Source organism: Lentzea sp. DG1S-22, from assembly GCF_036321065.1.
Lineage (GTDB): Bacteria > Actinomycetota > Actinomycetes > Mycobacteriales > Pseudonocardiaceae > Lentzea > Lentzea jiangxiensis.
Window position 1 is genome coordinate 2,306,808 of sequence record NZ_CP143276.1, and the last position, 24,812, is coordinate 2,331,619.

Annotated in this window: 9 protein-coding genes and 1 pseudogene; 3 read left to right on the forward strand and 7 right to left on the reverse strand. The window is 71.4% G+C overall.

Annotation, left to right across the window (positions count from 1 at the left end; genetic code table 11):
• Positions 1 to 41 precede the first annotated feature (41 nt).
• A pseudogene (locus tag V1227_RS09930) lies at positions 42 to 11,570 on the reverse strand (SDR family NAD(P)-dependent oxidoreductase); the annotation flags it as partial.
• A 584-nt stretch (positions 11,571 to 12,154) separates the two neighbouring features.
• Here V1227_RS09930 and V1227_RS09935 point away from each other — a divergent pair.
• Both V1227_RS09935 and V1227_RS09940 read left to right on the forward strand, forming a co-directional pair.
• The gene (locus tag V1227_RS09935; RefSeq protein WP_329792215.1) at positions 12,155 to 13,051 is read left to right on the forward strand and encodes an acyltransferase domain-containing protein; all 897 of its coding nucleotides are present in this window, start codon (positions 12,155 to 12,157) and stop codon (positions 13,049 to 13,051) included.
• Between the two features lie 98 nt (positions 13,052 to 13,149).
• Positions 13,150 to 14,817, forward strand: coding sequence for a flavin monoamine oxidase family protein (locus tag V1227_RS09940; protein WP_329792216.1), 1,668 nt, complete (start codon positions 13,150 to 13,152; stop codon positions 14,815 to 14,817).
• A gap of 50 nt (positions 14,818 to 14,867) precedes the next feature.
• Here the strand turns inward: V1227_RS09940 and V1227_RS09945 are convergent, their stop codons facing one another.
• The 4 genes from V1227_RS09945 to V1227_RS09960 form a co-directional block, all read right to left on the reverse strand.
• On the reverse strand, positions 14,868 to 15,650 hold the full coding sequence (locus V1227_RS09945) for a carbon-nitrogen hydrolase family protein (protein ID WP_329792217.1): 783 nt from the start codon (positions 15,648 to 15,650) through the stop codon (positions 14,868 to 14,870).
• 78 nt (positions 15,651 to 15,728) lie between these two features.
• Positions 15,729 to 16,328, reverse strand: coding sequence for a hypothetical protein (locus tag V1227_RS09950; protein WP_329792218.1), 600 nt, complete (start codon positions 16,326 to 16,328; stop codon positions 15,729 to 15,731).
• Positions 16,329 to 16,983: 655 nt separating this feature from the next.
• On the reverse strand, positions 16,984 to 18,345 hold the full coding sequence (locus V1227_RS09955) for an oxygenase MpaB family protein (RefSeq protein WP_329792219.1): 1,362 nt from the start codon (positions 18,343 to 18,345) through the stop codon (positions 16,984 to 16,986).
• Between the two features lie 95 nt (positions 18,346 to 18,440).
• Positions 18,441 to 20,549 carry a discoidin domain-containing protein gene (locus V1227_RS09960; RefSeq protein WP_329792220.1) on the reverse strand — a complete coding sequence of 703 codons (2,109 nt, stop codon included), beginning with the start codon at positions 20,547 to 20,549 and terminating at the stop codon, positions 18,441 to 18,443.
• A gap of 181 nt (positions 20,550 to 20,730) precedes the next feature.
• Between V1227_RS09960 and V1227_RS09965 the strand changes: the two genes are divergently transcribed.
• The gene (locus V1227_RS09965) at positions 20,731 to 21,639 is read left to right on the forward strand and encodes a DUF1996 domain-containing protein (RefSeq protein ID WP_329792221.1); all 909 of its coding nucleotides are present in this window, start codon (positions 20,731 to 20,733) and stop codon (positions 21,637 to 21,639) included.
• Between the two features lie 78 nt (positions 21,640 to 21,717).
• On the opposite strand, the gene V1227_RS09970 is transcribed toward V1227_RS09965, so the two are convergent.
• Complete coding sequence (locus V1227_RS09970) at positions 21,718 to 22,269, reverse strand: malectin domain-containing carbohydrate-binding protein (RefSeq protein ID WP_329792222.1); 552 nt, start codon at positions 22,267 to 22,269, stop codon at positions 21,718 to 21,720.
• 311 nt (positions 22,270 to 22,580) lie between these two features.
• A complete protein-coding gene (locus V1227_RS09975; protein ID WP_442916477.1) occupies positions 22,581 to 24,776 on the reverse strand; it encodes a discoidin domain-containing protein in 2,196 nt (731 codons plus the stop codon).
• Positions 24,777 to 24,812 lie beyond the last annotated feature (36 nt).

Below are 24,812 nucleotides of genomic sequence, written 5' to 3' on the forward strand. Positions count from 1 at the left end.
ACCTCAAAAGGAATGTTGACCAGGACAGGGGGCGTGCTCGGTCAGGACAGGCCGAGCTCTCGTTCCAGGTAGTCGACGAGCTCGTCGGCCGACGCGTCCGCCAGGTCGCCGCCCCCGGCGTCGACCGGCCCGGCCGCCGTCGCCGAGAACGTCGACAGCAGCTCCTCCAGCCGCAGCACGATCGTCAGGTGACCGTCCCCGTCGACGGCCGACAGGCTCGTCTCCAGGCGGTCCAGCTCGGCGAGCACGGCAGCCGCGGACAACTTCGCCGCGCCTTGCGGAGCCAGCAGCTGCTTCAGGTGGGCCGCGAGCGCGACCGTCGTGGGGTGGTCGAAGACGGCGGTCGCGGACAGCCGCACCTCCGCCGCGGTGTTGAGCCGGTTGCGCAGCTCGACCGCGGTCAGCGAGTCGAGGCCGATGTCCGTGAACGGCTTGGTCGTCTCCAGCGCGGCCACGTCGCTGTGGCCGAGGACGGCGGCGGCGTGCCCGCGGACCAGGTCGACCAGGAAGGCGTTCTGCTCCGTCTCCGTCAGGGAGGCGAGCCGTTCCGCGAGCGAGGACGACTGGGGCGCCTCGGTGACCCGGCGGGCCGCGGCGCGACCGAGGTCGTGCCACATCTGGTTGATCTCGTTGTGCTTGGCGAACCTGCGCAGTGCGGCGCGGTCGAGCTTCACCGGGACGGCCAGGGGCTCGTCCGCGCGGAGCGCTTCGTCGAACAGGGCCATGCCCTCGGCGATGGCCAGCGCGCCGAAGCCCTCCTGCTCCATCACGTCCAGGTCGGCGCGGGACAGGTTGGCTCCCATGCCGTCCTCCCAGAGGCCCCACGCGTGGGCCTGGCCGACGAGGCCGTGGCCGCGGCGGTGCTCGGCGACGGCGTTGACGAACGCGTTGGCCGCGGCGTAATTCGCCTGCCCCTCGGTGCCGGTGATGCTGCTGATCGAGGAGAACGCGACGAACCGCGCCAGGTCGAGGTGCCGGGTGAGCTCGTGCAGGTGCCAGAGCGCGTCCACCTTGGCGCGCTGGACCGCGTCCAGCCGTGCGGGCGTGAGCGATCCGAGCAGTCCGTCGTCGAGCACACCGGCGGTGTGCACGACGGCGGTCAGCGGCCGGTCCCGCGGGATGCCGTCCAGCACGCCGGCCAGCGCCTCGCGGTCGGCGGTGTCGCAGGCGGCGATGGTCGCGGTGGCACCGAGCCCGGCCAGGTCGGCGCGCAGCTGCTCCGCGCCCGGCGCGTCCGCTCCGCTCCTGCTCATCAGCAGGAGGTGGCGAACGCCGTGCTCGGTCACGAGATGACGGGCGACCGCGCTGCCGAGCGCACCGGTGCCGCCGGTGACCAGGACCGTTCCGTCGGGGTCGATCGGCCTGGGCAGGGTGAGCACCACCTTGCCGACGTGCTTGGCCTGGCTGATGAACCGGAACGCCTCCTGCGCCTGGAAGACGTTCCAGCTCCGGGTGGGCAGCGGCGTGAGCTCCCCGCTCTCGAACAGCTCGTCGAGCTCCGCCCAGATCTCCGCGATCCGGTCCGGTCCGGCGTCGATCAGGTCGAACGCGCGGTAGGTGACGTCACCGTGTTCCGCGCCGACCTCGGCGGCGTCGCGGACGTCGGTCTTGCCCATCTCCACGAAGTGGCCGCCGGGGGTGACCAGGCGCAGCGACGCGTCCACGAACTCGCCCGACAGCGCGTTGAGCACGACGTCGACGCCGCGTCCGAGGGTCGCCGCCGTGAAGACGTCCTCGAAGTCGAGGTCGCGCGACGACGCGATGTGCAGGTCGTCCAGTCCGGCCGCGCGCAGGACGTCCTGCTTGCCGGCGCTCGCGGTGCCGAAGACCTCCGCACCGAGGTGGTGCGCGATCTGGGTCGCCGCCATGCCGACACCGCCCGCGGCGGCGTGGATCAGCACGGACTGGCCCTTCTCGAGCCGGCCGAGGTCGCGCAGGCCGTAGTACGCCGTCAGGAACACCAGCGGCACCGCCGAGGCCTGTTCGAACGTCCACCCCCGCGGCATGCGGGTGACCAGCCGGCGGTCGGCGTCGGCGACGGGGCCGATCCCGCCGATGACCAGTCCCATCACCCGGTCGCCGGGGCGCAGGTCGGTCACGTCCGAACCGACCTCGAGCACCACTCCGGCGGCCTCGTTGCCGATCGTCCCGGCGTCTCCCGGGTACATGTCGAGCACGGTCAGCACGTCGCGGAAGTTGAGCCCGGCGGCGCGGACGCCGATGCGCACGTCACCCGGCGCGATCGGCTCCAGCACACCGGGGTTGGGCGTCAGGACGAGGTGGTCGAGCGTGCCCTTGCCCGACATCCCCAGCCGCCACGCGTCTCCCGGCGGGGGCGACAGCCGGTCCTTGGCCGCGGGCACGAGCCGCGGCGCGAAGGCCTGGCCGCCGCGCACCGCCAGCTGCTGCTCCCCCGACCCGATGAGCCTGCCCAGCAGCTCGGGCCCGATCGCCGCGCCGGGCTCGGCGTCGACGAGCAGGAAACGGCCGGGGTACTCCTGCTGCGCGGTGCGGACGAGGCCCCAGACGACCGCGGTCGCCGGGTTGTCCACGGCGGAGTCGACGGCGACCGCGCCCTCGGTCACCACGACCAGCTGGGAGTTCGCGAACCGGTCGTCCGCCACCCAGCGCTGGACGACGTCGAGCGTCCGGTGGGACAGCCTGCGCGCCGCTTCCGGCACGTCCAGGTCGCGGTCCACCGGCAGGTGCAGGACGACGTGCGCGGGGGCCCGGCCGTCGACGGCCTCGTAGTCCGTCCACTCGACGGCGTCGCCGAGCACCGCCGGCGCCCACTCCACGCGCAACGACCAGTCGCTCTGCCGCTGCGGCTGCAGCCCGTCGGCGGAGACCTCCTTCAGCACCAGGGACTCCACGGTCATCACCGGCTCGCCGGCGCTGTCCGCCACCCGGATCGACCAGGCGTCGCCGCTCTCCTCGCGCAGCCTGACCCGCAGGGCACCGGCACCGGAGGCGTGCAGCGTGACGCCGTTCCACACGAACGGCAGCGACAACGGCCTGTCCTCGGCGAGGCCGATCGCGTGCAGCGAGGCGTCCAGCAGTGCCGGGTGCAGCCCGAAGTCCGCGTGACTCGCGTCGTCGGGAACGACGACCTCGGCGAGGACGTCGTCACCCAGCCGCCAGGCCGCGGTCAGGCCCTGGAACGCGGGACCGTAGGAAAGACCGGTGGCGGCGAGCTCCTCGTAGCGGCCGGTGACCGCCACCGGCTCGGCTCCGGCCGGCGGCCACTCCCGCAGGTCGAAGTCCGGCGCGGGCGCGGCGGGCACCAGGGAGCCCGTGGCGTGCCGCGTCCAGGGATCCCCGGTGAGGGAGCTCGCCGGGCGCGAGTGCATGCTGATGGAACGACGGCCGTCCGCGGCGGCGGGGCCGACCTGCACCCGGATGTCCACGGCGCCGGACTCCGGCAGCACCAGCGGGGTCTGCAGCGTCAGCTCCTCCACGGTGCCGCAGCGGACCTCGTCCGCGGCGCGGACGGCCAGCTCGACCAGGCACGCGCCGGGGACGATCACCTGGTCCAGCACGACGTGGTCGGTCAGCCAGCCGTGACTCGCCCGGGAGAGGCTTCCGGTGAAGAGGAACCCGTCCCCTTCGGCGAACTCGACGGCCGCACCGAGCAGGGGGTGCTCGGCGGAGGCGAGTCCGAGACCGGTCGTGCCGGCCTGCGTGCGCGGCTCCTGCAGCCAGTACCGCTCGTGCTGGAAGGCGTACGTCGGCAGCGGCACCCGCCGGGCACCGGGGAACATGGCGTCCCAGGCGATGGTCACGCCGTGCGCGTGCAACCGCGCGAGCGCCGTGGTGAACGACTTGACCTCGTCGTGCTTCTTACGCAGCAGCGGAACGAAGACGCTCTCCTCAGCGCTCTCCGCGCCCATGCCGGACAGGGAGCTGTCCGGGCCCAGCTCGACGAACCGCGCCACCCCGAGCTCCGCGCACGCGGCCACCGCGTCGGCGAACCGCACGGGCTGCCGCGCGTGCCGGACCCAGTACTCCGGTGACGTCACCACGCCGGGCTCCACCAGGGCACCCGTCACGGTGGACACCATCGGCACCACCGGCTCGCGGTACTCGATCGTCTCGGCCACCGCGCGGAACTCGTCCAGCACCGGCTCCATCAACACCGAGTGGAACGCGTGCGACACGGACAACCGCGTGCACTTGCGGCCCCGCGCGGTGAGCTCCTCGACCGCGGCCAGCACCGGACCCTCCACACCGGACAGCACCACCGAACCCGCACCGTTGACCGCGGCCAGCGACACCTCGTCCGACAGGAACTGCCCGACCTCGTCCTCGCCGGCCCGCACCGCCACCATCACGCCGCCGGACGGCAGGTCCTGCATCAACCGCCCGCGCGCCACGACCAGCCGGGCCGCGTCGCCGAGCGACATCACGCCGGCCACGTGCGCGGCCGCGATCTCGCCGATCGAGTGCCCCACCAGGAACTCCGGCCGGACACCCCACGACTCCACCAGCCGGAACAGCGCCACCTCGACGGCGAACAACGCCGGCTGCGCCACCGCGGTCCGGTTCAACGCCTCCGCGTCGGTGCCGAACACCACCTCGCGCACGCCCGGCAGCAGCTCGCACACCTCGTCGAAGGCCGACGCGTAAGCCGGGAACTCGTCGTACAGCCCGCGGCCCATCGCCAGCCGCTGCGAACCCTGACCGGCGAACAGGAACGCCACGGGTCCACTGAGGACAGAGCCTTCCACCACGTCGGTGCCGGCCCCTCCGTCCGCGAGGACGTCCAGGGCGGCCACCAGCTCCTCGAGGTCCGCTCCGGTGACGGCGGCGCGCGCCTCCAGCGCGGCACGGGTCGTGACCAGTGAGAAGCCGACGTCCGCCGGGGACAGGGTCTCGTCGGCGGCGACGAAGGCGCTCAGCCGCCGCGCCTGCTCCCGCACCGCCGCCGGCGTCTTGCCCGACAGCACCCAGGCGATCCTGGAACCGGACGTGCCCCTGCCCGCCGCGCGAACGGGAACGTTTACCGCGTCCGCCGACTCGAGGATCACGTGCGCGTTGGTGCCGGAGATGCCGAACGAGGAGACGGCCGCCCGCCGCGGCCGGTCCCGCGCGGGCCAGGGAACCGGCTCGGTCAGCAGCGACACCGCGCCGGTGTCCCACTCGACGTGCGGCGTCGGGGCGTCCACGTGCAACGTCGCGGGCAGCGTCTCGTTCCGCATCGCGAGGACCATCTTGATCACGCCCGCGGCGCCGGCGGCGGCCTGGGTGTGGCCGAAGTTGGACTTGACCGAGCCCAGCCACAGCGGCGGTCGCCCGTCGCGGTCCTGCCCGTAGGTGTTGAGCAGCGCCTGCGCCTCGATCGGGTCGCCGAGCCGGGTGCCGGTGCCGTGCGCCTCCACCGCGTCGACGTCCGAAGTGGACAGACCGGCGTTCGCCAGCGCCTGCCGGATCACCCGCTGCTGCGACGGACCGTTCGGCGCGGTCAGACCGTTCGACGCACCGTCCTGGTTCACCGCCGAGCCGCGCACGACGGCCAGCACCTCGTGGCCGTTGCGCCGCGCGTCCGACAACCGCTCCAGCACGAGCACGCCCACGCCCTCGGACCAGCTGGTCCCGTCTGCGGCGGCGGCGAAGGACTTGCTGCGCCCGTCGGCGGCCAGGCCGCGCTGGCGGGAGAAGTCCACGAACGTCTCGGGGGTCGCCATGACCGTGACCCCGCCCGCGAGGGCCAGCCCGCACTCCCCCGACCGCAACGCCTGCGAGGCGAGGTGCAGGGCGACGAGCGACGACGAACAGGCGGTGTCGACGGTGACCGCCGGACCCTCCAGCCCGAGCGTGTAGGCCACCCGGCCGGACAGCACGCTGGCCGAGGTGCCGGTGCCGATGTAGCCCTCGACCTCTTCGGGGATCGAGTGCAGGCTGTGGGCGTAGTCGTAGTACATGACCCCGGCGAAGACACCGGTCCTGCTGCCCTTCAGCGCCAGGGGGTCGAGACCGGCGTTCTCGAGTGATTCCCACACGACTTCCAGCAGCAGGCGCTGCTGCGGATCCATCGCCAGCGCCTCGCGCGGGGAGATGCCGAAGAACTCTGCGTCGAACGCGTCCGCCTCATGCAGGAACCCACCTTCGGTCGCATAGGAGGTACCCCTGTGGTCGGGGTCGGGGTGGAACAGGGTGTCGAGGTCCCAGCCGCGGTTCACCGGGAAACCGGAGATGGTGTCCGTGCCCGACGCGACGACGTTCCAGAGGTCCTCGGGCGAGCCCACCCCTCCGGGGTAGCGGCACGCCATGCCGACGATCGCGATCGGCTCGTCCGTCGCGGCGGTGGTGAGGACGGGGGCGGTCGGGTCGGGCTCGTCACCGGAGAGCTGGACGTGCAGGAACGTCGCGAGCGCGGCGGGCGTCGGGTGGTCGAAGACGACCGTGGCCGGAAGCCGCACGCCGGCGGCGGCGCTCAGGTTGTTGCGCAGCTCGACCGCCGTGAGCGAGTCGAAGCCGAGGTCGGTGAAGGCCTTGTCCTGGTCGACGCGGTCCGTGGTGGAGTGCCCCAGCACGGCGGCGACCTGTGCGCGCACCAGGCCGAGCAGAGCCGCCTTCTGGTCGGACCTCGTCGTCCCGGCCAGCGGGCTCGTGGCGGGCGAGCCACCGGCGGCGCGCCGCAGCCTCGTCTTGACCAGCCGCTCGAGCAACGGCGGGAGGAGGGCTTCGCGGGACCGTGCCTCCACAGCGGCGAGGTCGAGCCGCGCGGCGACCGTGAGCGGCAGGTCGCGGGCCAGCGCGGCGTCGAACAGCGCAAGGCCTTCGTGCTCCTCCAGCGCCGGGAAGCCCTGCCTGGCCGCCCTGTCGGCTTCGGCCGGCGTCAGGCCGCCGCCCATGCCGAGCTTCCACAGCCCCCACACGAGGGACTGGGCCGGCAGGCCGTTCGCGCGGCGGTGCAGCGCGAGCGCGTCGAGGAAGCTGTTGGCGGCGGCGTAGTTGCCCTGCCCGGCACCGTCGAAGAGCCCGGACGTGGACGAGTACAGGGCGAACAAGCTCAGGTCGAGGTGGCTCGTCAGCTCGTGCAGGTGCCAGGCGCCGTCGACCTTCGGGCGCAGCACGCGCTCGAAGCGCTCCTCGTCGAGCGACATGACGACGCCGTCGGCGAGGGAGCCCGCGGCGTGCACCACGCCGACGAGCGGGCGGTCCGCCGGGATGGCCCCGATGACGGAGGCGAGTGCCGCGCGGTCGGCGACGTCGCAGGCGCTGATCGTGACGTGCGCACCGAGTTCGGCCAGCTCGGCGCCCAGTTCGGCGGCTCCCGGCGACTGCGTGCCGCGGCGGCTGGTCAGCACCAGGCTCGTCACGCCGTGGGCGGACACCAGGTGCCTGGCGAGTGCCGCGCCGAGCCCACCGGTGCCACCGGTGATCAGGACGGTGCCGTCGGCGGGCAGGACCCGTTCGGTGCCGGCCGCGGCAGGAGCGCGCACGACCCGTGGCGCGAGCAGAACGCCTTCGCGCACGGCCAGCTGGGGTTCACCGGAGCCGGCGGCGGCACCGGCGAACTCCTGCGGGCCGTCGAGGAGGACGAACCGCCCGGGGTGTTCGGCCTGCGCCGCGCGCACCAGACCGCACACCGCCGAGGACGCCACGTCGGTCACGTCCGGCCCGGCCGCGCCGCTGGTCACCACGACGAGGCGGGAGTCCGCGTACCGGGCGTCGGCGAGGAAGTCCTGCACGGCCGCGAGCACGGTGCGGGTGGCCTCCCGCGCACCGGCCGGACCTCCGCTCTCCGGTGAGACGACCAGGGCGAGCACGCCGGGGGCGGCGTCCACCGCGCCGTAGGTCGTCCACGCCGGCGAGTCCCCGGCGGGCACGGACACCCAGTCCACCGTGTACAGGCTCGTGGGCGACGTGACGGTCGCGGACGGTGCGCGGGACACCAGCGAGTCGACCGTGAACACCGGTGCGCCCGCCGGGTCGACGGCGTGCAGGCTGACCTCGTCGGCGCTCTTGACGGTGATCCTGACGCGCAGAGACGTCGCGCCGGTCGCGTGCACCGACACGCCGGACCAGGAGAACGGCAGCCGTGCCCGCCCGTCGTCGTCCCCGGCTCCGCCGAAGCCGATCGCGTGCAGGCAGGCGTCCAGCAGGGCGGGGTGCACGGCGAAGTCCGCCGCGGTCACCGCGGCCGGCTCCGGCAGGGCGACCTCGGCGAACACCTCGTCGCCGGCCACCCACGCGCCGCGCAGCCCGCGGAAGACGGGGCCGTAGGCCAGGCCGGTGGCGGCCAGGTCGTCGTAGACGCCGTCGAGCGCGACCTCCCGCGCTCCGGCGGGTGGCCACGACGTCGTGGTCCAGCCGTGCGGTGCCGACGGCTCCACGGCCAGAGCGCCCGAGGCGTGCAGGACCCACTCGTCGGACCCGGGCAGCCTGGAGTGCACGCTGATCGCGGACCTGCCGGCGGGGTCGGCGGGGCTGGACCGCAGCTGCAACTGAACGGAGCCGGACTCCGGGAGCACCAGGGGTGCCTGCAGGGTCAGCTCTTCGACCGAGGCGCACCCCGCTTCCCCGGCTGTCCGCACCGCGAGGTCGAGCAGCACGGCCCCCGGCACGACGACGCGGCCGAACACGACGTGGTCGGCGAGCCACGGGTGCGTGGCGAGGGACAGCCGTCCCGTGAGCACGTGGCCCTCCCCGCCGGCCAGTGCGACGGTCGCGCCCAGCAGCGGGTGGTCGCCGGGCTCCAGGCCCAGCGTGGCCGCGTCGCCCGCGGCCGCTCCGGACAGCCAGAAGTGCTCGCGCTGGAAGGCGTAGGTGGGCAGCTCGACGGTGGTCGCGGACGCCGGGAACACGGCGGGCCAGTCGACTCGCGCTCCGCGCAGGTGGGCGTGGCTCACGGCGCTGAGCGCCTCGACCTCCTCCGGGCGGTCGCGGCGCAGCACGGGCCGGACCAGCACGTCGGCCCCGTCCGGGAGGCAGTCGGCGGCCATCGCGGAGAGCACGCCGTCGGGGCCCAGTTCCAGGCACGTCGTGACGCCGGCCGACTCGATGACCCGCACGGCGTCGTGGAAGCGCACGGCCTCGCTGACGTGTGCCACCCAGTAGTCCGGTGTGGACAGTTCGTCCGGGCCCACGAGGCGGCCCGTGACCGTGGAGACGAACGGGATGGCCGGGGCGGAGAAGCCGAGGAACTCGAGGAGCGTGCGGAACTCGTGCAGCATCGGCTGCATCAGCGGTGAGTGGAAGGCGTGGCTGACGTTGAGGCGCTTGGCCTTGCCGCCCTGCGCCTGCCAGCGGTCGGCGATCCGCAGGACGACGTCCTCCGCGCCGGAGATCACGACGGAGCGCGGCCCGTTGACCGCCGCGATCCCCGCGGCGTGCTCGTGCCCGCTGAGCAGGCTCAGCGCTTCCTCTTCCGTGGCGCGCAACGACACCATCGCGCCGCGCACCTCGAGCTCCTGCATCAGCCGTCCGCGGGCGGCCACCAGGGTCGCGGCGTCCTCGAGGGTGAGCACCCCCGCCACGTGCGCCGCGGCGATCTCGCCGATGGAGTGCCCGCTGACGTAGTCGGGCTTCAGGCCCCACGACTCCAGCGTCCGGTACAGCGCGACCTCGATCGCGAACAGCGCGGGCTGGGCGTAGGAGGTCTGGTCGACCAGGGCGGCGTTCTCGCTGCCCTCCTGCGCGAACAGCACCTCCCGCAACGGGATGTCCAGCTGGATGTCCAGGTAGCCGAACGCGTCGTCCAGCGCACGGGCGAACACCTCGTTGCGCTCGTACAGCTCGAGTCCCATCGCGCGGCGCTGGGAGCCCTGGCCCGCGAACAGGAACGCGAGGCCGCCGGTCCCCGCGACGTCCCGCAGAGCAGGGGTGGCCGGGTCGATCACGGCGTCGAGGCCCGCGAGCAGCTCGTCGCGACCGCGGCCGACGACGGCGGCGCGGTGGTCGAGGGCGGCACGGGTGGTGGCGAGCGACAGGCCGATGTCGGCCGGGCTGAGCGCGGGGTTGTCGCCCACGAAGGCCTTCAGCCGTTCGGCCTGGGCGCGCAGGGCTTCCTGCGTCCTGCCCGACAGCACCCACGGCACGGCGACGCCATCGATGTCCTGGGCGTCACCGATCCGCTCGCCCTCCGCGGGCGGCGCTTCTTCGATGATCACGTGGGCGTTGGTGCCGGAGATGCCGAAGGAGGAGATCCCGGCACGGCGCGGGCGGCCGGTCACCGGCCACGGCTGTGCTTGCGCGAGCAGTGAGACGGCGCCCGCCGACCAGTCCACGTGCGGCGTCGGGCTGGTGAGGTGCAGCGAGCGCGGCAGGGTTCCCCGGCGCATCGCCATGATCATCTTGATCACGCCGGCGGCACCGGCGGCCGCTTGGGCGTGGCCGATGTTCGACTTGATCGAACCGACCCACACCGGCTTGTCCGCCTCGCGCTCCCGGCCGTACGTGGCGAGGATCGCGTGTGCCTCGATCGGGTCTCCCAGCCGGGTGCCGGTGCCGTGCGCCTCGACGGCGTCGACGTCGGCGGCGGTGAGCCGGGCGTTGGCCAGCGCCTGGCGGATCACGCGCTGCTGGGCGAGACCGTTCGGTGCGGTCAGGCCGTTGGAGGAGCCGTCCTGGTTGATGGCCGACGCACGCACGACCGCGAGAACGGGGTGGCCGTTGCGCCTGGCGTCGGAAAGCCGTTCCAGCGCGAGGATTCCGACGCCCTCACCCCAGCCGGTCCCGTCGGCCGACTCGTCGAACGGCTTGCACCGTCCGTCGGGCGCGAGCCCCCGCTGCCGGGAGAAGGCGATGAAGTTGCCCGGGCTCGCCATGACCGCGACACCACCGGCCAGCGCGAGGTCGCACTCACCGGACCTCAGCGAGTGCGCGGCGAGGTGCAGGGCGACGAGGGAACCCGAGCAGGCGGTGTCCACGCTCAGCGCGGGGCCCTCGAGGCCGAGGACGTACGCGATGCGGCCGGACACCACACTCGGCGTGTTGCCGGTCAGCAGATGCCCTTCGAACCCCGCGGGGGCGTTCGCCAGCCTCGGGCCGTACTCCTGCGGTTCCACGCCGATGAACACACCGGAACGGCTGCCGCGCAACGAGGTCGGGTCCACACCGGCGCGTTCCAGCGCCTCCCAGGCGACCTCGAGCACCAGGCGCTGCTGGGGGTCCATGGCGGTCGCTTCACGCGGGGAGATCCCGAAGAACTCGGCGTCGAACTCGCTCGCGGCGTCGAGGAACCCGCCGTGCCTGCTGTAGGTCTTCCCCGCCGCGTTCGCGTCCTCGTCGAAGATCCCCTCGACGTCCCAGCCCCGGTCGGAGGGGAAGTCGGTGACGGCGTCGACACCCTCGTCGACCAAGCGCCACAACGCTTCCGGCGAGTCGACCCGACCCGGGAACCGGCAGCCGACCCCCACGATCACCACGTCGTCGTCGTGCTCCACGACCGGGAACGCCGGAGCGGAACCGAACTCGTCGCTCTCCCCTCCCAGGCGCGCGGCCAGGGCCACCGGGCTGGGGTGGTCGTAGACGGCGGTCACGGGGAGCTCGAGACCGGTGGCCGCGACGAGACGCGCGTGCAGCTCGACCGACGCGAGCGAGTCGAACCCCAGGTCGAGGAACGACCGCGTGCCGTTCCCCAGCGCCGGTGCGCCGGGAACCATGTCGGCGAGGACTTCCGCGGTCACCCGCATGACGAGATCGCGCATCGACTGTGCCGCCACCGGATTTCCCGCAGGCAGCTCGTTTCCCCGGTCCACCACCTCGCCGGCAGGACGGAGGTCATCGAACTCGCTCAAGAGTGCACTCCCCAACTACTCCGTGGGACGTCAGTGGTGGCGAACGACAGCGCAGGCCGATCCCGCCAAAACACATCGGGACGCAGAACTGGCGTAACGTAATCACAGGTCGGGGAATCCGGGGGATGTGCGCATTCCACCAGGCGACCACCGGGAGAGAACTCCTCGTCCACCTGAACTGACCACTGCGGTGCACAATCGATCGGCGGCGATCACCTCGATTACCTGTCGATGACCGATGCGCGGAATCGCGACATCGATCGGCACGCCTGCCACTTCATAGGATCCAGCCTTATTTCTCCTCGGCCGCTGAAAGCAGCTTCCCGCCCGTGCGGCACAGGCTGAGACGAGGTGGATCACATGCATCTGGAGGCGTCGCCGTGAGCCGTGCAGCAGTTGTGTTTCCGGGAATGGGTCCTTCGAGGTTCGCCGATGTCGGCAGGTTCATGACCGTCAGCCCGTTCGCCAGGCGGAGACTGGCGCAGGCGGATGCCGCGCTCGGGTACTCGCTGCTCGAAGCGCTGCGATCCGGTCCCGACGAGTACAGCGCCGCGCAGCAGATCGCCTTCCTGGTCAACTCCGTCGCGCTGGCCGACTGGATGGAGAAGTCCCTGGGCCTGCGCCCGGACCTGTGCGTCGGCTCGAGCTTCGGCGAGCGCGCCGCGGTCGCCTACTCGGGGGCCATGCCGTTCGCCGAGGTCGTCCGGCTCACCGCCGAGCTGGCGCGGTGCGAGCTCGACTACTTCCGGGAGGAGCACCGGGACCTGGTCAGCCAGCTGGTCGTGCGCACACCCTCGGACCGGCTCGCCGACGTCCTCGCCACCATGGAGCAGGACGGCGAGTGGCACGAGATCTCCGGGTACTTCGACGACACCGTGCACCTCGTCACGATGCACGAGGAACACCTCGCGGGGTTCAAGGCGAAGATCAGCGACCGCGGCGGCTACTGCCTGACGACGATGCGTCCCGCGGCACACGCCCGGGTATTGGCGCCGTTGCGCGCCCGATTGCAAGAAGAAGTTCTGCGGAAGTTCTCCTTCACCTCGCCGGCGGTGCCGATCATCTCGGACCAGGACGGCTCACTCCTCAGCGGAGGAGCCGAAGTCGGCGCGATGCTCGACGCGGCCACCGTGAACCCGGTGCAGTGGGGGCACATCCACGACCGGCTGGTGAACGAGGGGACGACGAGGATCTGCGTGGCGGGTCCGGACTACCTGATCCACCGCCTGGACCTGGTGAAGAAGAACTTCGAAGTGGTGACGGCCAGCCCGAAGGACGCCTTGAAGCCCCGTCGGCCTTCCCAGTAAGCCCTCGCACGCGCGCGTTGCGCCGTCCAGCGCATTCACCCCACCGATCCGCAATTCCGTCGAACCGCTGAAACCCGACGAATCATCGAGGTCGCACAATGGGATTCACGTCGATTGTCACAGACGACGAGCCGGCACCGACCACAGGTTTGTGCCCCGACTTCCCCTTCGTCTACGACGAATGGCTCAGCCACCCGGCAGGACTGGGTGCGGTGCCACCGGATCGCCACGGCACCGAGATCGCCGTCATCGGCGGAGGGATCTCGGGCGTGGTGACCGCCTACGAGCTCATGAAGCTGGGTCTGCGCCCGGTGGTCTACGAGATCGAGCAGCTCGGTGGGCGGATGCGCACCGTGGGGTTCGAGGGCCACCCGGAGCCGAGGGCGGAACTGGGGGCGATGCGCTTCTCGCCGTCGGCCACGCTGTTCCACTACGTGAACAAGCTGGGCCTGAAAGCCGTGCCGTTCCCCAACCCGCTGGCCGAAGCCACTCCCAGCACGGTCATCAACCTGCGGGGGGAGACCCACTGGGCGCGCGGCCCCGAGGACCTGCCCCTCGCCTTCCAGCAGGTCTCCGACGCGTGGTCCAAGGCGCTGTACGAGAAGGCGGACCTGCCGGTCATGATGGGCGCGATGGAGCGCCGCGACTTCTCCGTCATCAAGGCCTTGTGGAACCGCACGGTCCGGGAGATGGAGAACCAGTCGTTCTACGGTTTCCTGTCCTCCACAGCGGCTTTCTCGTCGTTCGAGCAGCGGGAGATCTTCGGCCAGGTGGGCTTCGGGTGCGGCGGCTGGGACACCGACTTCACCAACTCCGTGCTCGACGTCCTGCGAGTCGTCTACACCGAGGTCGGCGACAAGCAGTACCGGATCGTCGGTGGCAGCCAGCAGATCCCGACGGGGCTGTGGCACCACGAGCCGGACGACCTCGTGCACTGGTCCGCGGGCACCTCGCTCGCACGACTGCACGACGGGGCACCGAGGCCCGGCGTGATCGGCATCGGTCGTGCCGGCGGTGGAACCGGGTACGTGATCGAGGACGTGTCCGGCGCCGTGCACGAGTACCCGGTGGCCGTCTTCACCGCCCAGAGCTGGAACCTGCTGTCCCGGATCAAGTGCGATCCCGACCTGCTGCCGTCCGATCTGTGGACCGCACTGGAACGAACGCACTACATGGGCTCGTCGAAGCTCTTCGTGCTGACCGACCGCCCGTTCTGGCGCGACCGCGACAAGACCGGCCGGGACGTCATGGGCATGACGCTGACGGACCGGCTGCCCCGGGGCGTCTACCTCTTCGACGACGGCCCGGACCAGCCCGGTGTGATGTGCCTGTCGTACACGTGGAACGACGACTCCCTGAAGGTCGCCACCCTCACCGCCGAGGAGAGGCTGGACGCGGTGCTGGCGTCGCTCGCCCAGATCTACCCGGACGTCGACATCCGCTCGCACATCATCGCGCCGCCGGTCGCCGTCACCTGGGAGACCGAGCCGAACTTCATGGGCGCGTTCAAGTCCAGCCTCCCGGGGCAGTACCGGTACCAGCGCGCCCTGTTCACCCACTTCATGCAGGACGGGTTGGACGAGAAGCACCGGGGGTTCCTCATGGCGGGCGACGACATCTCCTGGCTCGGGGGCTTCGCGGAGAACGCCGTGGGAACGGCCTTGAACGCGGTCTGGGGCGTGGTGCACCACCTCGGTGGCGCGTCCCACCCCGACAACCCCGGACCCGGTGACCTCTTCGACGAGCTGGCGCCGGTCGTCATCTGAGACACGTCCCAGGTCGTGGCCGCGGGTCCGGCCAGGACCTGGGGCAGGTCTCAGTACAGCTCGGGACGCCGGTCGGCGAGGTAGGTGGTCTCTGCGCGGACCTCGGCGATCAGCGACACGTCCACTTCGGACACCAGCAGCCCGTCCCGGGTCCCGGCGTCGATCGCGGCGACCCGGCCGTCCGGTCCCACGACCCTGGTGAGGCCGCAGTACTCCAGGTCGTGTTCCCGTCCGGTCCAGTTGGTGTACGCGACGAACAACTGGCTCTCGAAGGCGCGAGCCGGCACCACCGTCTCGGCGACGAAGTGCCACGGGGTCATCAGAGCGGTCGGCACCACCAGGAGTTCGGTGCCGCGCAACGCATGCGCGCGAACCAGTTCCGGGAACTCGACGTCGTAGCAGATGATCAGGCCGACGGTCAGTCCGTCGAGGACGGCCTGGACGACGCCTGTTTCACCCGCGCTGAAGCTCGACCGGTCGATGTCGCCGAACAGGTGCGTCTTGCGGTACGTGGCCAGATGCGCTCCGTCGGCACCGACCAGGCGCACGGAGTTGTGGACGCGCTCCCCGGCCAGCTCCGGCCAGCCGTGCACGATCGCGATCCCGGTCTCGGCGGCGATGCGCGCGACCTCGCCGCACATCGGCCCGTCCTCCGGCTCGGCGAGCTCCCGCACCGCCCGGCTGCCGATGTTGTAGCCCGACAGCGACATCTCCGGCGTGACCAGCAACCGCGCGCCGGCCGCCGCGGCCTCCCCCGCGCGCACCCGCAGACGGGCGAGAGCGCCGGCCACGTCCGAAGGGTGCGTGGAAGCCTGCCAACAGGCGATTCTCATCACGGATGTCCTCCTGCGCCGCACCACCGCGTCCGGCACGGTGACGGCGGAGGGCGGTGGCGCGGTCAAGGTCGATGATCAGCCGATGTGCGTCTTGTGGAAGCCGCTGCGCGGACGCGGCGGACGAATCGTGGTCATGAGCGGACCGAAGACGAACCAGGCCGCGCCCGTACCCGTCATGATCGGCATGGCGACCTTCCACATCACCTCGGTCTGCGCGGGCGTGCTCACGAAGAAGACCAACGCCGCCATGATGACGACCGAGATGACCCACGCGACCACGAACCGGCCGAACTGCTTCCACTCGTACCGCACCTTGGCCCGCCCGTACTTCGGCGGGGCGACGGGAGGCGGGCCGCCGGCGAAGCGGTGGTGGAAGCGCTGGTCGGCCCACCGCATGATGCCGTGCCCGAACCCGAGGGTGAGCCCGAGGTAGATGGCGGCCGCCGCGTGCGCCCACGTCGCCTCGCCACCCGAGCGCAGGTCGAACACCGTGACGACCAGCAGCACCACGTCCACGAGCGGCGTGCAGAGCAGCAGCGCGGCGCCGAGCCGGGGGCTCCGCATCGGATAGCGCACGACGAGCCCGGCGAGCAGGAACACCCAGAACGCGATCTCGCATCCGATGATCAGTGCGAGGATCAGGTTGTCGCGGGCATGACCGAGAATGTCCACCATTCCTCGATCTTGACACCGCGATCTATTCTTTTTCTATCGTTCCATCCTTCCGCTGTTCGCTCCAGGCGCCTGGACGCTTTTCGCGGGCACCGAAAGCAAATCGCTCGCCGCCCCACCCGCGGCGATCTCCTCGCACACCGCCCCGCCAGGCACTCCGCCGGAGTGCGCTCCCCGTCGCGGAACTCGGCCCGAGCCGCGAGGAAGTCTTCGCAGAAACACCGCCGCGGCTCGGGCGAGTTGTCTTTAGTCGTAGCCGCGAACGTGCCCGTCCTCGTCGGCGAGAATCTCATATCCGTCCATGGCACCCTCCTCTCGACAGTTCCCGGTCTCACAGGTCGGAGCTACCCGGCATGCCGCGGAAGAGGAACGGCTGCGCGAGGAGCCGGACAGCCGCGATTCCGCGGGCGGGTTAGTCGGCCTCACCCTCGTCGCCGCGTGCGATGTAACCCCGATCACACCATTCGACCCCGCGCGGCCATCAACCGACTATCGATCGACCATCGACGCGTTCGACGACGCTCGGTTCCCAGCCGGACGCCTGCGGCGTGCAAGGGTGCCGCCCCACGTCGTCGTATTGGTTGTACGGGAGCGTGGGGCGGCGCGGCGAACGCCCCGCTGAGCGTGAATCACCCAGCCGACGTTCTCGGACGACCCGCTAGATCCGGCCGAGCAGGTGGCGGGCGGCCTCGAAGTCGCGTTCCCCCACCAGGAACTCGCGCAGCGCCTGCTCCAGCTCGTCGCCGTGGATGGTGCCGTCACCGTCGTGGTCGAGCTCGCGCATGGCGGCGATCAGCTCGTGACGGCGCGGGCTGTGGTCGAGCAGGCGGGTGTACTCGTCCTGCCGCACCTCGCCGTTGCCGTCGCGGTCGATCAAGCCGCGGACCGTCGCCGCCACGGCGCCGCAGCCGCGTTCGCGGTCGGGCGGGCCGGGGTAGGTGCCATCAGCCAGGGCCGCGTTGTACGCGGCGGCGGTCACCGAGCCGTCCACGGGCGTGCCGGTGGCCGTGGCCAGCTGTTCCCACCACGAGTGGAAGGCGTCGTGGACCGCGTCCTCGTCCTTCTCGTCCAGGTCGAGGTGGGTGCTGATCTCCCGGGCCATCGCGAGCAGGTCGCTCCACCGCAGCACGCCGTCGCCGCTCTGGTCGAGCACGGTCTCGAAGAACGACTCGGGGACGACCTCGGCCCGGCGCATCCCGGCGGCCCTGATCGACGCGGCGGCGATCGGCTGGTAGCGCCACGGCTTGGGCAGCAGGTCGGTGACCATCCGCACGGCCAGGTGCAGGCCGTGCACCACCAGGTCCGCGCCGGGGACCAACGGCAGCCGCAGCCGTTCGCGGTACACCGGTGGCAGCGTGGCGGCGGTGGCCTGCACGGCTGCCGTGACCAGCGCGAAGCGCACCGGGGCCCAGAGGAGTTCCGGGATCGGCAGGCCGGGCGGTGGTGGCACGCGGTAGACGCTGCCGGACAACAGGTCCCTGACGGTCGCGTTGTCCTCCAGGACCTCGGCCACCACGCGGTCGAAGTAGGTCTGGAACTCCCCCGGCGTCGCGGGCAGGTCCTCCTCGTGCAGGCCGAACTGCCGGCCGACCCGGCGCCACTCGTCGTAGAAGCGAGCGGTCTCCTCCGCCGACAACGGGTCTCCGCCGAGCCGCTGCATGGTCAGCACGGCCTCGAACAGGGTCAGGTGCACCCACGCCCTGGCCCTCGTGTCCCCCGCGTCGAACGCCCTGCCGTACCCGTCCTGGCCCTGCATGCGGCGGTGGAGGCGTTCGAGGCGGGCGAGCTCACGTCGTTGTTCGGAGGCACTGCCGTAGACGTAGGTGTGCAGGCTTTCGATGGTGCGGAACAACCTCCGCCACGGCCGTGCGTTGTAGACGGAGAACTCGGCGACGGCCGCGCCGACAGCCGGATGCGCTGACTGGAGAACCAGCGCGCGGTGCATCACCAGCAGGAACCGCCACTGCCCGAGGCGTTCCCACGTGCTCGATCCCGGTCCCAGCGCCACTTCGACAGTCATTGCGCCGAAGCTAGTCGTGGCGCCGGTACCGGAGAACGATCTTGCCCGGGATTCACCTCATGCGGTGGCGGAATCCACCCGCTTGAAGCAGAGGATCACCGCCGGTAGATCCCGAACTCGTACAACGAGTAGCCCCACCCGGTTCCGCGCTGCGTGGCGTGCAGGCGGACGTACCGGCCGGTCGCCGTCACGTCGATCGAGTCCACACCACCGTTGTCCGACGTCGTTCCGTAGGCGGAGCGCCAGCTGCTGCCGTCGTCGGACACCTGGATCTCGTAGGCGCGGCCGAAAGCGCCCTCCCACACCAGGTGCACGTGCTGGAAGGTGGTGACGGCGCCGAGGTCGACCCTGATCCACTGCGGGTCGGACCAGTCGGTGGCCCAGCGGGAGGCGGCGTCGCCGTCCACGGCGTTGGACGGCGGGTAGGGGGCGCCGTCGCCGGTCTGCTGGTGCGACGAGGCGGTCACGGGCCTGCCCCGCGCCACGTCCACGCCGGCCGGCTGCGGCGCGACGACCCGCACCGACCGGGTCTCGATGCCGATGTTGCCGCGGCCGTCCTCGGCCAGGACGTAGACCTTCCACACGCCCAGGCGGTCGGGAGCCGTGACGGTGAGCCGGTTCCCGCCGACCCGCACGGGAGTTCCGGCGAGACCGCCGCTGTTGTCGATGTACCTGCTGTTGAACGCGGCCGACCAGGAGAGCGCGTCCCCGTCCGGGTCGGAGGCGGCGACGTCGATGGTCAGCGGGGCGCCCGCGGCGACGGTCCGCGGCACCGCCATCGACGAGATCACCGGCGGCGTGTTGGCCGGGGTGGCGCCACCGAACGCCCGTTGCACCGCGTAGAACGAGAGCCGCTTCTTGCCCGCGGGCGTCAGGTTGAACCAGACCGCGCCGAAGTCGTGCTCGGTGCCGTAGTGGAAGAGCGTGCCGCCCAGGGAGACCCCGGCGTGGCCGGTGATGCAGTTCCACGCCTGCGTGTATCCGTCGCGCTTCTGCACGTCGGTCGGTTCCGCCGGAACGCCGTTGACGTCGTTCGGCACCTCCCACTCCCCCGCCGGGCCCGCCTCGGTGAGGATGTACGGTTTGGTGTGGCCGCCGGAGATCCAGTCCTGGCGCACCTGGCAGACGTTGCCGTAGGAGTTGACCGAGTACAGGTCGAGGTCAGGGGTGTGCGCTTTCAGGTACGCCCACGCCCCGGTCCACGCGTCCGTGTTCGTCACGGGGTGGTGGGCGTCGATGGCGTGGATCGCCCGCGCGGCCTCGTTGAGGTACCGGGCGTAGGCGACGCGCTGGTTCTCGAGCTCGGTGCCGGAGTAGCAGTTCTGCAGGCCGAGGAGGGACTCGTTGCCGACGTTCCACATGAGCACGCCGGGGTGGTCCCGGTAGGTCGTGACCCAGTGGCGGATCTGGCCGAGCACGTCGTTCTTGTAGGCGGTGTCGGTGACGTAGTCGACGCAGCCACCCGAGCCGGGACCGCCGCCGGGTTGCAACCAGAAGCCGTTGATGACGCGCAGTCCGTGGGCGGCGGCGGCGTCGAGCAGCGGGCGGGTGGAGGCGTCCGTGCCCCAGGTGCGCAGGGTGTTGACGCCCATCGACGTCAGCTCCGGCATGTACCGGGCGGCGTCGGCCGCGGGCGGGCCCCAGGTCAGGCCCTTCACCGTCCACGGCAGGCCGTCGACCGTGAGCCGCCAGTCGCCCTGCGAGCCGGTGACGTGCACGCCGCTGCCCGGGACGACCGGGCCTTGCGTGCCGTGGACGCGGAACTCCCAGAGCGAGACGCCGTAACCGCCGGCGCGCTGGGTGGTGTGCACGCGGACGTACCGGCCGGTGCCGGTGACGTCGTAGCCCTGCCGGCCGCCGGCCGCCCCGGTCACGGAGCGGATGGTCTGCCACGTGTCGCCGTTCGCGGAGACCTGGATCTCGAACGCCGTGGCGTGCGCGGACTCCCAGTCGAGCTCCACGCGCGTCAGCGACGAGGAGGCGCCGAGGTCGACGCGCAGCCACTGCGGGTCGCTCCACGCGCTGGACCAGCGCGTGCCGCCGTCACCGTCGACCGCCGCCGAGGCGGGGGTGCCGCCGTTCTCGGTCGACGACGCCACCGCGGGTTTGCCTTGGGAGAGCGGAACGGGCGCGGCCTGCGCCGGGGCCACCGCCAGGCTGAGCAGCACGGCGAGCACCGTGCCGATGGAGCGGACGCGAGCCATCGCGCCTCCTGCCACAGGTAGGGATGTAGGAGGAGAGCGCTCTCACAACCCTGCCGACGACGGTACGACCAGACGTCGGTGGTGTCAAAAGAACCGGTCTTGACACCTCGCGCGACCTGGCGGGACGCTGGTTCGGAGAGCGCTCTCCAAGCCGGTTCCCCACGTCGGCAGGAGGACACAGGTGTTCAGAAAACTCAGCGCGATGGCGATGTCGGCTGCCCTGGTGGCAGCGGTCGTCGTGGTGGCGACGCAGTCGGCGCAGGCCGACGACCTCGTCACGCACCACGAGTTCCAGGCGAACTGCTCGGTCACGACGCACCTCCCGGACGACCCGATCGTCTTTCCGGGCCTGCCGGGCGCGTCGCACCTCCACACGTTCCTCGGCAACAGCTCCACCAACGCCCGAAGCACCAACGACTCGCTCAAGGCGGGGCAGACCAACTGCAGGACGCCGGACGACAGGTCCGCGTACTGGTTCCCGTCGGTCCTCAACGGCGACCAGGTGGTGCCGCCGAACTTCCCGCAGGTCATCTACTACAAGTCCGGCATCCTGAGGTACCGGGACGTCGTGCCGTTCCCGCCGGGCATCCGGTTCGTGGTCGGCAGTCCCTCGGCGTCGCAGGAGGAGTTCCGCACGGCACCGGGCGCGGTCGAGGGCTGGGAGTGCGGCGACAGCTTCCACAACTGGGACATTCCCGCCTACTGCCCGCCCGGCAGCCAGCTCAACGTCCGCTACCAGGCACCGAGCTGCTGGAACGGCCGCGACCTCGACTCCGCGGACCACAGGTCCCACATGGCCTACCCCGACCGCGCGACGCTGGTCTGCCCGCCGTCGCACCCGGTCGCGGTGCCGATGATCGAGTTCAAGATGGCGTTCCCGGTGTCCGGTGACATGTCGCGCGTCCGGCTCTCCAGCGGCCGCGGCTACACCTGGCACTACGACTTCATGAACGCCTGGGACGCGCCCACGCAGGCCGCGCTGGTCCGTCACTGCATCAACGGCGGCCTGCAGTGCGACCCGCGCGGGTACGACCTGTACAAGCCCCACCGGGGAGCCGCGCTCGGACCGGACTACCGGTTGCCGCGGTAGAGGACGAGCATCCCGGGGCGCGTGTCCGCGTCCTGGGATGCTCTGCGTCCTGGGATTTTCCGGGCCGGAGATGGACCGCTACGCGGCGGGCACCAGCACGATCGCGTTGATCTGCGGCTGGTTCACCGCACCGCGCACGAGGCCGACGCGCACCTTGCCGTCCGCGTCGGCCGTGACGGCGAAGTCCTTCTCCACGCCGAAGGCGGTCAGAGGGGCGTCCGCTCCCGCGGCGACGGCGGTCCCGACGATGTCGAAGTCGCTCAGCACGCGCTGACCGTTCACGTCGACGTCGAAGATCCGCTGGCCGGGACGGGTGAAGTACCAGTCGAGGAAGTACAGCCGCAGCTCGTACGACGCGCCCGCGGTCAGGCCGGTGAGCTCGTAGGACGACTCCAGGTACCGCGAGGTGTTCCAGAGCGAGCTGTCGATCCGGTTCCGGACGGTGCGGCTGAAGACCACGTTCGACCGCTTGTCCGCGGGCTTGGTGTCCACAAGACCGCCGACGCCGATGTCACCGGGACCGCCGGCGTCCACCACGACGGGGTCGGCTGCCAGCGAGACCTGCGCCGTGCCGAGCAGCAGAGCGGCCGCCGCGGCGGTCGCCGCGACCACCCGGGTGAAGTTGCGCATGCGTGAAGAGCACCACCTTGTTCGAGTTCAACGGAAAGGCTCGGCGTCGATGCCGATGTCGTGCGGCAGGAGTCTGTGAGAGCGCTCTCGCACGCCTGGTCCGCGATGCTATGAACCACCTCGGCCGCTGTCAAACGACCGTTCTACGCGCTGGAACCCCAGACGCGGCAACGGTCAGCGCCGCATCGGGGCCGCCCGTGAAGTCGCAGCTCCCGGCGAAGCCGAGGACGGCGCACAGGAGCAGGCCGCTGCCCGCCCCTGTGCGCCGCGTGTCCGATGCCCGTCGGAGAGCTGGTGCTCTCAGATCAGGCTCACGGGTAGTTCACCAGGTAGCGGACCTGGGTGGTGGCGTCCGCCGCGCCACCGACACCGTTGATGACGTTGGCGATGGTGCCCACGCCACCCAGCGACACCGCCACGAGGTGCGTGAACCGCACACCGGGCCGGTTCGGCGCCTCGAACGCGTTGTCCGTGACCACGCTCGGGTTCGCCTGGTTGAAGCAGTACACGCCGACGCCGAACGCCTGGTGCGTCGTCACCGAGTCGGCCACCTTGTAGCCGGCCCAGCCCCGCTTGGACCCGTTCATCCACGCGGCCTGGTTCGGCGGGTCGTACGGCAGCTCGTTCTGGTACAGGTAGACGCGGCCGCCGTTGCCGTTCCAGATCAGGTTGTGCTGCTGGTAGTGCTCGACGAACAACCCGTACGCGGTGACGTTGTCGCCGTTGACGACCACGCCGTTCTGGCCGGGGTTCGCGGTCCAGCTGACGCCCTCGCCGTGGTCGGCCCGCCACACCCACGTGTGGTCGATCAGCGTGTCGCGGCTGTTGACGCGCATGCTGACCGTCGCCTTGCCGGCCTGCGACCCGCCGACGCGCAGGTACACGTCGTGCAGCGAGGTCGGGTTGGCCGCGTGGGAGTTCGCGCCGGAGTCACCGATCTCCAGCAGCACCGGGGAGTTCTGCACGCCCGCGTCGACGAGGAACCCGGCCAGCCTGACACCGTCCACATCGGACGTCGTCAGCGCGGCCCTGCCCGTGGTCGGCGTCAGCGTCGCGAGGCCGAGGCCCAGGACGACGGTGTTCGGGCGCGTGACCCGGATGGTGTCGTCGAGCTGGTGGACGCCCGGTGTGAGCAGCAGGTGCTTGCCCTGCTGCAGCGCCGCGTTGATCGTCGCGGCGGGGGTGCCGGGCTTGACGATGAAGAAGTCCGCGAGCGACACCGACGAGCCGGGGTTGCCGTTCTCCCAGCTCGTGCCGCGCGAGTTCTGGCGCAGCGCGGGCAGGAAGACCCGGTACTCCCCCGAGCCGTCGAGGTACAGGTACGGCTTCTCGCGCGTCACCGGCGAGGTGTCGACGGTGGTGTGCGACGGGTTCGGGAAGTGGTTCGCGGGCGCGCCCTGGGTGCCGGCGAACACCATGTTCCACACCGAGCCCGACCAGCCGCCCGCCAGGTTGCTGTTGCGGGTCAGGAACTGCTGCTGCGAACCGGAGACCACGACACCGTCGATCTTGCTGTCCACGATCAGACCACCGCTGGCCCAGCCGTCGTAGCCGTTCCACAGGTGCGCCTGGCCGCGCAGGTGCATCCGCCGGTACGCGGTGGCCTGCGAGACCGCCCAGCGCTCGATCTGGTCGGCGGGCAGGGTGACCGAGAGGTTCTCGGTGCCGCGCCAGAAGTTCTGCGTCGCGTTGCCGAGGTTGTTCGGGTCGTCGCCCTGCTGCAGCCAGTCGGCCTCGACCCGGATGTGGCCGTTGATGTTCACGTCGTCGGGCATCAGCCCGAGACCGGCGATCTGCGTGTAGAACCGCAGGTTCACGTCGGCGTTGTAGGTGCCGGGCTTGAACAGCACGGCGTAGCGCTGCGGCCCGAACTGGTTGGTCTTCATCTGCGCGGCGATGGAGTCGAGCCGCGACTGCATCTCCGACTGCGACGAGCCCGGTCCGTAGACGAACACGTTCGGCCCGAAGTCGGGGTTGCGCGGGTCGGTCGGCGTCACGCCCGGCGTGTCGGGCGTGGTGACGAAGACCCCCAGCTCCCACAACGAGTAGCCCCAGCCGGTGGCGCGCTGGGTGCCCAGCACCCGCACGTACCGGCCGGACCCGGTGACGTCGAGCGACTGGGTGCCGCCCGTGCCCGTCGTGGTCGAGTGGACGTCACGCCACGAGTTCGCGGCGGCCGTGTCCGACACCTGGACCTGGAAGGCCTTGCCGTACGCGCCCTCCCAGCTCAGGGAGACGCGGCAGACCTGCTGGGTGGAGCCGAGGTCGACCTGGAGCCACTGCGGGTCCGAGAACTGCGACGACCAGCGGGTGCCCGCGTCGCCGTCGACGGCGGCCGACGCCGGTGTGCCGCCGTTCTCGGTGGAGGACGCGGTGGCCGGGCGGTTGAGAGCGACGTTGCCGGTGCCGCAGGCGGCCGCACCGGCCTGCGACGCAACACTGACTGAGGTCACCAAACACAGAGCGGCAGCGGCGAACGCGGCGGCCCTGGACAGGGTCGAGCCCATGGTCCTGCCTGACGGGGAGGGGCTGAAAGCCTTGGA

Coding starts and splice junctions, on each gene's coding strand:
- V1227_RS09970 (WP_329792222.1), bottom strand. CDS start 22,269: ATGCGCAACTTCACCCGGGTGGTCGCGGCGACCGCCGCGGCGGCCGCT.
- V1227_RS09945 (WP_329792217.1), bottom strand. CDS start 15,650: ATGAGAATCGCCTGTTGGCAGGCTTCCACGCACCCTTCGGACGTGGCC.
- V1227_RS09955 (WP_329792219.1), bottom strand. CDS start 18,345: ATGACTGTCGAAGTGGCGCTGGGACCGGGATCGAGCACGTGGGAACGC.
- V1227_RS09950 (WP_329792218.1), bottom strand. CDS start 16,328: ATGGTGGACATTCTCGGTCATGCCCGCGACAACCTGATCCTCGCACTG.
- V1227_RS09975 (WP_442916477.1), bottom strand. CDS start 24,776: ATGGGCTCGACCCTGTCCAGGGCCGCCGCGTTCGCCGCTGCCGCTCTG.
- V1227_RS09940 (WP_329792216.1), top strand. CDS start 13,150: ATGGGATTCACGTCGATTGTCACAGACGACGAGCCGGCACCGACCACA.
- V1227_RS09935 (WP_329792215.1), top strand. CDS start 12,155: ATGGGTCCTTCGAGGTTCGCCGATGTCGGCAGGTTCATGACCGTCAGC.
- V1227_RS09960 (WP_329792220.1), bottom strand. CDS start 20,549: ATGGCTCGCGTCCGCTCCATCGGCACGGTGCTCGCCGTGCTGCTCAGC.